Annotated in this window: 11 protein-coding genes; 7 read left to right on the forward strand and 4 right to left on the reverse strand. The window is 43.5% G+C overall.

Features of this window, described 5'->3' with window-relative positions:
* Positions 1-639, forward strand: a 639-nt coding sequence (locus KI655_RS07890; protein WP_285403491.1) for a transposase, incomplete at its 5' end; no start/stop codon positions are given.
* A gap of 22 nt (positions 640-661) precedes the next feature.
* On the opposite strand, the gene KI655_RS07895 is transcribed toward KI655_RS07890, so the two are convergent.
* Positions 662-1,873: a DUF3644 domain-containing protein gene (locus KI655_RS07895; RefSeq protein ID WP_285403492.1), complete on the reverse strand. Its 1,212-nt coding sequence runs from the start codon at positions 1,871-1,873 to the stop codon at positions 662-664.
* A 288-nt stretch (positions 1,874-2,161) separates the two neighbouring features.
* Here KI655_RS07895 and KI655_RS07900 point away from each other — a divergent pair, with 288 nt between their 5' ends.
* Positions 2,162-2,413, forward strand: a complete 252-nt coding sequence (locus KI655_RS07900; protein ID WP_285403493.1) for a TIGR03643 family protein — start codon at positions 2,162-2,164, stop codon at positions 2,411-2,413.
* A gap of 100 nt (positions 2,414-2,513) precedes the next feature.
* Here the strand turns inward: KI655_RS07900 and KI655_RS07905 are convergent, their stop codons facing one another.
* The 3 genes from KI655_RS07905 to KI655_RS07915 form a co-directional block, all read right to left on the reverse strand.
* A complete protein-coding gene (locus KI655_RS07905) occupies positions 2,514-3,593 on the reverse strand; it encodes a ParB family protein (RefSeq protein ID WP_285403495.1) in 1,080 nt (359 codons plus the stop codon).
* Positions 3,593-4,792 (reverse strand): ParA family protein, encoded by a 1,200-nt coding sequence (locus KI655_RS07910; protein WP_285403497.1) that lies wholly within the window; start codon positions 4,790-4,792, stop codon positions 3,593-3,595. Before KI655_RS07910 ends, KI655_RS07905 begins: the two co-directional genes overlap by 1 nt.
* A gap of 173 nt (positions 4,793-4,965) precedes the next feature.
* Positions 4,966-7,446 carry a TonB-dependent receptor domain-containing protein gene (locus tag KI655_RS07915; RefSeq protein ID WP_285403499.1) on the reverse strand — a complete coding sequence of 827 codons (2,481 nt, stop codon included), beginning with the start codon at positions 7,444-7,446 and terminating at the stop codon, positions 4,966-4,968.
* 415 nt (positions 7,447-7,861) lie between these two features.
* Between KI655_RS07915 and KI655_RS07920 the strand changes: the two genes are divergently transcribed.
* The 5 genes from KI655_RS07920 to KI655_RS07940 all read left to right on the forward strand — a co-directional run.
* Positions 7,862-10,651 carry a M16 family metallopeptidase gene (locus tag KI655_RS07920; RefSeq protein WP_285403501.1) on the forward strand — a complete coding sequence of 930 codons (2,790 nt, stop codon included), beginning with the start codon at positions 7,862-7,864 and terminating at the stop codon, positions 10,649-10,651.
* 3 nt (positions 10,652-10,654) lie between these two features.
* Positions 10,655-11,656 (forward strand): putative transporter, encoded by a 1,002-nt coding sequence (locus tag KI655_RS07925; RefSeq protein ID WP_285403502.1) that lies wholly within the window; start codon positions 10,655-10,657, stop codon positions 11,654-11,656.
* Positions 11,646-12,263 carry a MotA/TolQ/ExbB proton channel family protein gene (locus tag KI655_RS07930; RefSeq protein ID WP_285403503.1) on the forward strand — a complete coding sequence of 206 codons (618 nt, stop codon included), beginning with the start codon at positions 11,646-11,648 and terminating at the stop codon, positions 12,261-12,263. Before KI655_RS07925 ends, KI655_RS07930 begins: the two co-directional genes overlap by 11 nt.
* Positions 12,256-12,672 carry a biopolymer transporter ExbD gene (locus tag KI655_RS07935; protein WP_285403505.1) on the forward strand — a complete coding sequence of 139 codons (417 nt, stop codon included), beginning with the start codon at positions 12,256-12,258 and terminating at the stop codon, positions 12,670-12,672. The genes KI655_RS07930 and KI655_RS07935 overlap by 8 nt, the downstream gene beginning before the upstream one ends.
* Positions 12,673-12,681: 9 nt before the next feature.
* On the forward strand, positions 12,682-12,929 hold a 248-nt coding region (locus KI655_RS07940; protein ID WP_285403507.1), incomplete at its 3' end, for a hypothetical protein.

Genomic DNA, 12,929 nt, shown 5'->3' on the forward strand with positions numbered 1-12,929 from the left:
ATCGCTCACTATGGTGAAGCAATCAAACCAGCTCTTACTATCATCAAACCTAAAAACATACGTTTAATGAGTGACTTAGTTATTCGCCGAAACCAGTTGTTATCCATGCAAACCATGGAAAAGAACCGAATCCAGATACTTCCAGCTTCTCTTCATTCGACTATCAAACCAATGTTAACCACGATAAAAAATCAAATCACCAAGTTAGAAGAAAAGCTCGTTAAGCTCATTGAAGATAGTCCTGAATATCAGGCTAAAAACACCATATTGCAGAGCGTCCCAGGAATAGGAAACATTGCCGCTGCATCAATAATTAGCAACGTACCTGAACTTGGCTACATCACGAATAAACAAGCAGCATCACTGATAGGTGTCGCTCCAATCACACGTGAAAGTGGTCGCTACAAAGGTAAGCGTGTAATCCAAGGCGGTCGTTCGCAAGTGCGAACCGTTTTATACATGGCGATGATGTCAGCGATGCAATGTAACCCTATATTCAAAGCCACTTATGCTCGACTTCTAGCAGCAGGAAAGCCCAAGAAAGTCGCAATAATCGCGTGTGTAAGAAAGATGGTTGTGACCCTTAATTCTATGCTCAGAGATGGCGCCATGTGGGATGAAAATATAGCCAAAAACTAATCATTGACGCCATAGTCGTTTGTTAGGCTTTTTTCCGACGGTTCCGGTGACTTTTTAATGCACCGTCCAGCCAATTTTTCTGGTTAAGATTATTCACAAACCATTCAATGAAAGCCTCAGAGTACCTGTGACGCCCATCTAGCTCATAATGATAGTTAGAGCGCTTGGCTTTCTGAGTTTTGTTCTTCTTTACAACAGCTTGAAAAGAGTAACTTGTAATTTTAAAGAGTGTTTGTCGAAGGTTAATTTCTGCGATTGCTGTATTCTGATGGTATGGGTGGGTAACATCTGGATCTTTAGTTTCGCGGATGATAATTGCTTTTTCACCACCATCACTCAGTGATAAAGATAAGTCACTCTCTGAAGACTTTTTGGTTAACGCTAACTTGTAGTCTACAGAAATCGAAAATTCATCAGAGTCACATTCTCGTGCCATTTCTGTAAATTTGCCCAGAAAGCTTTTCACTTGAGTTGCGGTTAACTCACCATAAGTTTCTTTGATTACTGCGACTTCAGGTTCGCAGCCATCGACAATAAGACTCAACAAACCAACGCTTTGACCTGCTAATGGGCTATTGCCCATTAGCGCTTTATAGCGTTTTTGATAATTCAGTACTGTTGCTTGGAACAAACGAGATAATTGAGGCTGTAACTCTGGAATTAGCAGATGAATCGCATGGTCTCTAAGATCAATCAGCGTTTCCAAGTTTTTAGCCACATTGTCGGATGATTCGATTAGCTTACACATAGCTTCACGAATGCTAATGCTGAAATCACCCTCTTTAAAAATACTTGAAGCACCGTCTCTTTTAGCTAGTTCCGATTTAAGCATGAGTTCCCATGCATTTACCATCATAATGGTAAATGCTTCAACCCGATTCCCCAATGTTGGACGGTTATAAACTTCAAGCGCCAACGTAAAAGCATCATGACTTCTTTTTATTAGTTGATCCGAGAGAATTTCATCAGGTGATTTGGACTGTGTATTCAAACTCTGGGACATGAGCCTGAAAAACTCGTCATTAGAGAGTTTGTTAATACCGCTGCATTTCCATAGAGAACGACTCACTTTAACGATGTACTCGCCCTTGAGCTTTTCGTTAAAGTACTTGTTTACAGAGCTAACACTGTAACCGACTGACTCTGCTACTTCTTTAGCGGTAAACTCACTACCTTTTCCCTCAAGCTTTCGGAGTTCATCCAATAGCTGAAGAAGCATACCCTTTTTAACCATGTTGATTATTTCTCCAAAAGCCTAACAGTTCTTAGACAGAAAATTTCTGTACTTAAATCCAGAATAATTCTACCTAGTTTTTCATAGCCACTATCCTAAAGTAAATTATATCTAATAAACAGTAGGTTACTGTGTTGTCTTGTGAGGTTGAATCTCAAATATAGAATTATTCTGTATAGTATGACGAGTAGATAGAACACGCCTATTTTGGGGTGAAAACTTTGCTCTGAAGATGAACCTAACACCAATTATCAACGTAAGACTCTTCTTTTTATGCGGTATTGATGGATGATATTGAGCGAAGAGAGCGAGTCACGGATTATAGAAATGGCTTGGGAAGATCGGACTCCATTCGAAGCTATAAAGCTTCAGTTTGGCTTGAGTGAGCCTGACGTGATTCGGTTTATGCGAAAACGGTTAAAAACCGGGAGTTTTAAGCTCTGGCGGGCGAGGGTATCAGGGCGTAAGACTAAGCATACTAAGTTTCGCAGTTCTGACGTTTCGCGAGGTTATTGCCCGACGCAATATAAGCATCGCTAGACGAAAGGTTAAAAAGAAAAAGGCTGAAACTTATATTGGAAGTATAAGTTTCAGCCTTTTTGTAGCTGGATAAAGAGGCTTACCTTAACTAGTGCGTTAGCTAGTCTTGCGTTGCTTTATCCAGTACTGATTGAATCGCTTCGTCGAGCTCTGATTGCAGCTCTTTTGATAAGCGGCCAAACTCGTAAGAGAAGTTACGACCTTTGACTTTCTTACGTGCAAACATGCCTTTACTATTAAATTCAGCTAGTTGGGTAACTTCAGCTTTGTCGGTTACCTTTTTAGATTCCGCAATTTTCAGCTCTGATTTGATCAAAGAGAGTAGGGCTTCTTTGTTCTCGTCACTACAATGTTCAACCTGAACATTGACAGCCTTTTTACCCAATTTTTGGATAAACGCGGTTAAGCCTTTGCTGTCTTCTTGGTATGTCTTCATCACTTTTCCAAGCAGCGCATAATCCGTGTGTGATAGTGCATTTACTACTGGGAATAGGGCGATAATTCTCTGGTCGATGCTCGCTGCTTTCAGTGCTTTGCTCACTGCTGGGCGGCTAATACCAATCATCGCAGCAACGTCTTCTTGAGTGTAGTTGCCACTTTTCATGATGGTTTGGCATTGAAGGCCAATTTCGCGTTGGTTGTGCTCTTTTGCCGTTTGTAACTGTTTCGCTAGCGCCTTCGCATCAGAGGTCGAAATCTCATCTTGGGTGACAAGAATTCTGAACTCTTTTACACGTCCTTCTTGAAGTAAGAACCAAGCACGACGTCGAGAGCCATCAAGTACATCAATTTGGCCATCCACTTCACGGCCAACGGCTGGGTAGAACTGTTGGAACTCAAGCGAGTTTAGGTCTTCCAGTGATTCTTTAGTAAGCAGGCTTTGATCGCGACCATTTACATCGAATGTAACGTAGGTCTCGTCTTTTACTTGTTCAAATGACAACGTCACTTCATTGAAGGTTGCTGTTTGACCCGAAGCGAGTTTCCAAACCATCTGTTGGCCTACCGAGCCGATACCGAATTTTTCCTGCAGAAAGTCAGCCGCTTTTTGGCCTGACTTCTCCAGTTCTTTCGTTAGTTGGCTTGTCAGCGTTTCAACTGTCGCTTTTGCCGCTGACTGCTGAGCGGCAATAGAGCCGGGTGTATTTCCTAGAGGGCTACCGCCACGTTTCTTAGCCATTAACTATTCTCCTGTTCACGCCACACGTTCAGAATATCGCGAAGGATCTGGCTGGTGACTTCGTAGCTGTTTTGCTGTGCGCTTTGGAAGGTCGCTTTACTTTTTGGATACTCACTTTTCGACATATCAAAGACCGTCGAAAGAAGAGAAGATGCCTGACGAACCGCTTCGCTGTGTTTGAACTCCTTAGAGTACAGGTAAGGCGAAAATTGGTCGTATAGGTTGTTCATCAAGTCTGTGGTTGTTGAGCTATCACGATGATTTGTAAGTAAAATCTTCATGAAGTCGTAACCTTGATGGTTAGCATTTTCTAGCAGCGCCCAAACTTGTGGGATGTAGCTAAAGTATGAACAAGTTGCATCGATATCGTTTTCAGTAATAGATAGCGGGAACACCACACTGGTCGCTGCGTAATATGCGTTAAACGTCGCATAGCCAAGTGATGGTGGCGTATCGATGATGATGATATCGAACTCGTCCTGAACACTTTCAATAATGTCGTGCAGCAGTGAATATGGTGATGCAAGAGTTTGGCTAAATACACGCTCGTGGAACCAACCTTCCATAGCACGATCGCTTTGCGCTGCAGGCAGAATACGCAAGTTAGGGATGGTGGTTTCTAAGAATGCTTCTGAAACGGCTTGTTCAAATGTTTCACCTTCATCTAGATCAAAGGTGCGCATCATAAGATCGCCAACAGAAAGGTAACCTTCTTGTTCCGCTTCTGGAGCGTAGTACATAGAGAGGGTTGCTTGGCCGTCCATATCAATAAGGCCAACGCGATATTCTTGGTGGAATTCAGTCGCTAAACCAGAAGCAATGGTCGCTGCTGATACGGTTTTACCCACACCACCTTTTTGGTTTTGGATAACCATAACTTGCGCTTTTTGCTTTTCGCTGCGGATAAATTTCGCATCTTTGCGTAGATTTTCCGGCAGTAGGTCGCGCACTTTGTACATTTCTGAGATGTCGATGGACCACTGTGAGTCTTCATGACGGCGTGGATCGATGTCAGCAGAAGTCACGTAACGATCCAGTGTTTTCGCATCAATACCTAAGTAGGTTGATGCTTCTGCTCGTGTAAAGTTACGCAGTTCTTTGCGGTGGTTAGCTAGCAAGCGTTGATTACGACGCTGAATGTATGCGTCTGCACCGGTTTTTAGCTGTTGAAACGTAGTCGTGGTGTTTTGGGTATCCATTTCTGCCTCCATCTAGGGATAAGAAAGAGTATATACCTCAATTTTAAAGGTGGGTAGTAAAAAATGATGGAATTGTTTTTTATGGATGGTCGGTTGCGCGAGATGTGACCGATCTCGCGCAAATAATGAACGAATTAACCTATTTGAAGGGTTAATTCGTTCTACGGCTGATATTACATTGAGTAATTTAGGCCAACCCAGAAAGAACGTCCGATCTGATAATTGGATTCGCTGCCGTTAACTTCATCAAATAGGTTCTTGATTCGTAGATCAATTGACGCATTATGCTGCTTATACTTCAGGAAGCGATAAGTGGCATTGAGGTCGACAGTGGTTTTTGCTTTTTGCTCCTCGACATCATAGATGTCGTATCTGCTGCCGTCAGTGTCGGTGTAGTTATCTCGTGTGTCTGTGAGATATTCATACTTACCGCGGTAGTAAACGGTCGCGTTAGTCATTAGCACGTCATCAAACCACAGTGCTGACCATGAAGCTGATGCTCTGAATGGTGCGGCGTAGTTCTGACGAGCGTCATCTTCATACATATCAGCCATCGTCATGATCTGACCCTTGTAGTAAACAAGTTCAGTTTCATCTTCTGGATCGGCGGTGTAGTCGACTAATCCATTGTTCTTAGTTTCAGACCAAGTTACGTTGGCATTGAAGAAGTGTTTTTTATAATTACCTGACCATTCGATTGAGTAACCGTAGTAATCAGTCTCGCCGTCGTTGGTCATTTCGTAGTAATCATCACCATTGGCATCCGTTAGCTCATCACTTTTTGCAAACTGTGAGCGGTTCTGACGATAAACGGTTTTGAAGCGCGCATTACCATCTAAGAAAGTAGGGATGGTGATTGCTAACGTCAATTCGTCACTGTATGGCGTGTCTAGGTCTGAATCGCTGTAGTTATCAACACTTGGTTGACTTGAACACTCATACCAGTCTCCCGGTACGCCGCCCCAACCGCCATCACTGGTGTCTTTCATATCACGTTGATAACAGGTGTGAGCAGGTGTTTGCTCTTTGATCGCATAACCTATCATCTTGTTGGCATAGTAACGGTTTGCGCCCACAGTTAGGTATGTCTCTTCGATAAACTCCCAGCTTGCAGTTAAACGCGGTGCAAGGTTATGGTTTTCCATAAAGTCATCGTATGAGTAGCGCGTACCAGCTCTCATTTCTACGGGGCCAAATTGAGTAAGGTATTCTGCCCAAAGTGCGTGGCTGTACACACCGACATCAGCGTCAAAAGCGTCGTATTTAGTATGTTTCCAGTTGGCCATATCTGGCGTACAAGATTTGTCGTTAGGATCGCAGATAAAATCATCGGCAGCCGACTTTTTAATGCTGTAATAGTAGTACACATCTTCTGGTCGAGACTTGCCAGCATCTGTGTATTTTATCTCGCTACCGTAGTTCAACGTACCTTGGTCAAGCATTGTCGAGAACGAAGTTGTCCAGGCGTAATCGGTCTGCAACTGTTCTAAGTCGCCGATACCGCCATCGTTACAGTTTGATGTGGTGTTACACCAGTCTAAGAACTCGCCATCCATTTGGTACCGTTCGTTGTTTGACGTACGTGATGCATCATTATGTAAGACAGAAAGTTTGGTGTTCCAATCTGTTGATCCAGAAAAGCCTGTTGCACTCAGATAACCTTGGGTGCCTGAAGAGTTGCTGATGGTTAGGTCATTGCGTGCATTCGGTAAATCGCGCTCACTTTCGTAAGGACTATGGATGATCTGACCTTCGAAGGTGAGGTCGTCTCGATACTCGTAAACCCCTTTCAATAAGAAGTTTTCAGAAGTGTCACCATTGTTGCCGGTTGTACCACCGTATGCTTCATCTTGTGTATATTCGACTTCAGACGTACTTTTGCTGTAGGACGCGAGAACACTAAGCTTCTCTGTCAGTGGCAGATCAAAGCTGACGGTAGTTTGTTGTTTAGTGAATTCCGGTGGAGCAATAGTATCGTCATCAGGATCGATTTCTGTCGGCTCATGGTATTCCACCATGCTGTCGTTTTGGAAGCTGGTACTTAGGCTGAAGCCAAACTCTTTTTTAGGCTTGCGAAGCTCATAGTTCACAACACCGCCGACAAAGTCGCCATGCTCCGCCGAGATGTTGGAGTCCATGATCTCAACAGAGCCAATTAAATCGGGTGTTACATAAAGGCTTTGGCTTGTCTGACCGACGACATTATTCCAATCCAAATTATTCGTCGAACCATCATTGTTCGTTGGCTTAACGACATCATGAATGGACGTTGCCGATACGCCGTCGATCTGGATGTTATTGTCGTAGTAGTTACCACCTGAAATCGAGAAGTTTTGCGGGCGAATAGACTGGATGTTTTCTTGAGTAGCGTCATCCAAACTATTGTCCATCTGAACGTAAGGTGACGATTTCAGTAGATCGGTTGTATCAATACCACCCGATTTATTGTTCTGGACACTGGTTTCACTCATTACCGATGTACCTGAGTCAATCGGGTCATAGCTTTCATAAATAGCATCAGAATTTACAGCGCTGTCGTTACTGCTGTTTCCATCCGATATTTCAATATCCCCAAGATCAACTGGCTCATTAGCGTAGCTGACTGGGCTCCCTAAAGCTGACAAAATTGCCAGCGCAATAACATTTTTATTCATTTCGTCGATTCTTTTATTTTTATTTAAAGATTCAAAAAATGACTTTGTGCAAGTCATACCACTGCATGTGTCTGATACCGTTACCAGACCTAAAGTTAAATGATATTAATAATCATTCAGCTAAATAATCCCAGTTTACCACTTTAAAAGAATGGCTTTGACTGGGTTTTTGATCGATTAAGTAGCAGTTTTAGGTCGTTTAAATGACATTCTTGTTTTCAAAGCCATGATCTGGCTCTATTTACCCAGATGATGGCATGGCTACTTTCAATAAAATTCTTGGATGTGCGTCGCATAATATAGTAATCTTGGAATCGTTTTCAATGCTAATGAGAAAATTATTGATAATCATTATCAAATCAATTTCTCATTAGGTGTGCTTTTTTATTCACTATGTTATAGCGTTGTTATTATTATGTTTCTTAGTAGGTGCGTTTCTATTTGTATCATTGCATCGAGTTTGGTATTGGCCTGCACAGGTGCTTTTGCAAAAGAAATTCAATGGAGTTCAGACCTCAATCACGGCTATTTGGATAATGGCTTCCAGTATGTTTTTCATAACAGTCAAAATTCAAAAGACCCCTTTAATCTTCGTTTGATCGTCAACGCTGGTTCTGTTGATGATGAGCATCGCGGCATGGCTCATATTGTTGAGCACATGGTCTTTCGTTCGAACCGTGCGCACAGTATCGACATGCATCGTTTCTTCGACCAAGTAGGCTGGAAAACTGGCACTCAAATCAACGCGATGACCCGCCAAACTGAAACTCAGTACATGGTGAGAACTCGCCCCAATGACGCTCTAGATGTTTCGCAATCTGTCAAATTGCTGAGTGACTTAGCCTTTGGTGCAAAAATGAAAGATCAAGATTGGCAGCTTGAGCGTGGAGTCATACTTGAAGAGATGCGCAGAGGTGCTGGTGTTGCTGAACGAGTCAATACAGCCAAAAAGCAGGTCGTTCGAAATGGATCTCGCTATGTAGATCGTCCAACTATTGGCACTAAGAAAGCCATTCTAGATGTCGAGATTGAAGATATTCGCGCTTTCTACGATAGATATTACGTGCCGGGCAATATGACCTTGGTGGCGAGTGGTTATTTTGATGATCATAAGCTCACCGAAGCCATTGAGAATACCTTTGGAGCAGAAGACAGCGCGCCAGTACCAAATAGGGACTACGTAAAGCTTCCTCTTAAAGATGGGTTGGTGATTGGTAAGGTGCAGGATCCAAAAGGCACGACTTCTGCTGTCGTGTATGGTTTCAGAAGTGAGATGAAGCCAAGTATCACTGAGGCAGGTGCTTATCAAAGGCTGCAAAACTACTTTATTAGAAAGCTAATCAAACCCTCTGTTCGTGCCTCAAAATCTGAGTACGATGCGACGATTTCATCTGTTCATATCTCATTTAGTGAGCCGACTAATGATCGACTGATTGCGGCGATGGCAGCCAAAACAACGAATCACGCTTTAGGGCAACAAGTTGTACTGACTGAAATCGAGCGACTAAAGCAGAATGGAATCAATGAATCAGACCTGTTGGCTTTGAAGGAGAAGGCAAGAGCCTCCGTTCAGAGAAACCGACAAATCATTCCAAAGCGTGATTTTGCTAAATGGGAAGACAAACTCACATCTGCAGTGATGCAAGACAGTGTGGAGGAAGATTACGCAATCAAATCTGCTCGTACCCTCAAATGGATCGATGAACTTACGGTTGAAGGGCTTAATGAGCGACTCAACCAAATCCTTAGCGCCTCCGATCAGTTTATGTTCTATCAGATCCCAGGTGGAGAGCGCCGCACTTTGCCTACGGCAGAACAAATTGAGCAGCTATCAAAGAAAATCTCGTCGCAGCAATATACAGCCATACAAGCGCCAGCTAAAAAAGTTACGTCGACCAAACGTGCTCAGACCTCAAACAATGAGACTGAACTCGTGGAGCTTAAAGCACCGATCCTCGCTAAAGCGCATGTAATGAGCAAGCATAAGCACTTTTCCCCTGCAATCGTGCAATGGAAGCTTGCTAACGGAGACCAAGTTGTTTGGCTAGACCGAAAAACGCCTGATGGCGAGCTCTATATCAAAGCGTTATCTCACGCGGGTTACAACAGTGCTGCGTATCCGCCTTGGATGCTACAAGCGGCTCAACAGGTTTGGCAACAAACTGATTTAACGATGCTCTCGAATCAAACTCTGAAGCGATGGCAAGAAGAACAAAATGTAATGTGGAGCTGGGCTCAAACCGGGAGTCAGCTAGATCTGTCGGCAAAAGTGACACCTTCACGCCTCGAACCTTTAATGCTCTCTTATTGGATGACCCAAACGGGTTGGACACTGAATGCTGAACAGTTCGAGCAAGCGAAAGAAGCTATAGCCGAATCCGTTCACGATGTATCAGAACTGGCTATGGAGCGTGGGGTTTTGTGGGGGACACCTCAAGGTATTTCTCCTACGACAAAAGACGTTGAGTCGCTAACCCAAAAGGGTTTCTCATCAGCTGTTGAGATGCTGAACCAACAACCTGTTTCTTTGTTTATCGTTGGGCAGACCACTGAACAAGACATCGAAAAGTCGATACTGCCATATTTAGCTGCAGTGACGCGTAAATCAGATTTTGAAGGCCGAGAATCTGTATTGCCTACGGGATACCACACTCTGGAACAGGCAATCCACGATGAAGATAAATCGACAGTCACCATCAAAAGTGAAGCGGACATGATGTGGACACCAGAATCGAGTTTCTTGGTATCAACGCTGAATCCAATTGTACAAAAAGCACTGAAAAATAAGCTTCGTCATGAACTTGGTGGTGTGTATTCGATTCGATTTGAGATGACTTTGAATAAAGACAATAAAGTGCGCTTATCGACAGAGTTTACTACGGCACCAGAGAAAGTTGACTTGTTAGTGGCAGCTCATAATACGGTGCTAGAAAACCTATCTCAGCAACTGCCTTTGGAAAATTACCCTCGTATTCAAGGCGACATTCAATTCGCAGAATCATTGAGATTGTCGGATACAAATACTTGGCTGCGTCGTTTAGCTCTTAGCTACGAAAAGTATCAAGGCCCAGACTATTTGCAGTCAATGCACACTCTGGATCAGCAGGTGACCGAGCAGCGTTTGACCGAGATTGTTGCACAGATCATCCCTTTACCAAAACAAGCAATATTGATAGGCACGCCTGTGTCATCTGAAGGTATCTAATTTATGTTCCGTAGTTTTTTCTTTAATAAGCGCTGGTACGTTTGGTCTTGGCTAGGCAGCGTGATCATTCTGTTCGCAACTTGGTACAAAGTGCAGCTTGATGTCCAAGTGAATGAGTGGTTTGGTGATTTTTATAATGCCATTCAACAAGCGTTGACCAATCCGGGAACCGTACAAGCTAATGATATTTATGGCCATTTGTGGACCTTTCTAAGGATTTCGGCGATTTTTATCGCGGTGGCCATCTTACTTGAGTTCTTTATGCGTCACTATGTCTTTCGTTGGCGTACGGCGATGCATGGTTACTACATGAAGCATTGGGACAAGGTTCGACACATTGAAGGTGCATCTCAACGTGTGCAAGAAGACACGATGCGTTTTGCGAATATTGTTGAACGTTTAGGTGTGTCGTTTTTACGTTCGTTGATGACACTACTGGCATTTCAGCCGGTTCTTTGGGAACTAAGTAAACAAGTTAAGTCGGTGCCATTTTTTGGCGAAGTAGAACACGTATTGATCTATGTAGCAATTCTCTCTGCTTTGTTTGGCACTGTTCTGCTTGCGGTTGTTGGTGTGAAGTTACCGGGCTTGGAGTTCAATAACCAAAAGGCCGAAGCCGCGTTGCGTAAAGAGTTAGTGCTTGGTGAAGACGACCATACACGAGCTCAACCACAATCGATGAAAGAGCTGTTTCAACACGTGCGTACCAATTACGTCACTATGTATCGTCATTACCTCTATTTTGATTTGTTTAAAGTGAGCTACCTGCAGCTCTCTTCAATACTGCCATACATCATGTTAACGCCGACCATCATTGCTGGCCTTATTACCTTCGGCACCATGCAGCAGATTATCCGTGCCTTTAATAAGGTAGAGGGATCATTACATTACCTTGTGTTCAGTTGGTCCACCATTGTTGAGTTGATATCTGTTTATAAGCGACTTAAAGCCTTTGAGCAACATATCCAAGCAGCTGAGAAACAAGAGGTGAACTATGTTAATTGATTCTTGGACCATTGCGACCGGTGCGCCTTTAGTGTTGTGTTCGGCGATTGCACTTGCATTAGTGCTAGAACGCCTGTTTGTTGTTTTGAGAAAACAAGGACTTTCAAAAGGCGACAATCAAGCGATCTTTCAGGCATTACACAAGCATGAAATGAATAATGCTTTGGACATTTTGAAACACTCTGGTACTGGATATCAGTTTGTGATTGATGAACTCGTACATCATAAATCTAGTGCTAAAGAGGTTCGTGATGAGGCGATTAAAATCATGTTGGTTCGTTATTCTAATCGGCTAAAACGCAGATTATCCGGCTTGATGACGATTGCTTCGCTTGCGCCAATGCTTGGGTTGCTGGGAACCATTATTGGTTTGATGCGTTCATTTCGCGACATCGGTCTGAGTGATGGCCCTGTCAACCCATCAATTGTTGCTGATGGTCTTTGGCAAGCTCTTTCAACAACAGCTGCAGGGATGGTTATCGCTGTGGTGTGCGTACTTTGCCATGCCTTAATTAAGTCGAGAATTCGCATTCATTTGGCGGAAGCTGCAGATGTGCTTAATCACTTTTCTCACTGTATTCAGTTGGAAGAGAGCGAACATGATTGACTTAGAAGATGAAGAGGTATCAAGCTCACTGCAAGATGCCATGACGCCAATGATAGACGTCATTTTTGTCATCATCGCGTTCATGATGTTGATGATCAACGTGCCTCTGTTAACCATGGAAGTGGAACTTCCGAAAGCCGTTGAAAAGCCAACGGTAGCGAACGTGCAAAAAAATGTGGTTTCAATTGGTGTGGTTGATGGGGACGATGCTTGGTTAGTCAACGATGCTCGCGTGTTTTCAATAGATTCGCTCAAGGAAAGGCTAATTGAACAGAAATTAATGTATCCAGACCAACTGAGCGTAGTGATTCACAGTGACAAACAAGTCCCGATGGAAAGGGTCGTTGCGTTATTTGGAGCATTGCAGGAGCTAGAGTTGAACGTTTCGCATCTAGCTTTACAGCAGTAAGGGCAAAGCATGAAAGTAAGATGCTCGGCCTTTACTGGCTTTATATTGCTGTCACTGGTGATTCACTGCATAGCTGCGGCTTGGCTCTATTTCTCTCCCAAGGAAGATACTGTCATCGCAAAAAGCACAGACATGTTGAGAATTAGCGTTGGTTTGCAGGCAGCAATGATGGGGGCGACGGTCGTGACTCCGGCGAGTGTTGCCACCCAAAAACTAGACATGGTTGAAGACGTTGTCGAGCCTCCTCCAGAGCCAGA

This window comes from Vibrio sp. D404a, assembly GCF_030248535.1.
GTDB lineage: Bacteria > Pseudomonadota > Gammaproteobacteria > Enterobacterales > Vibrionaceae > Vibrio.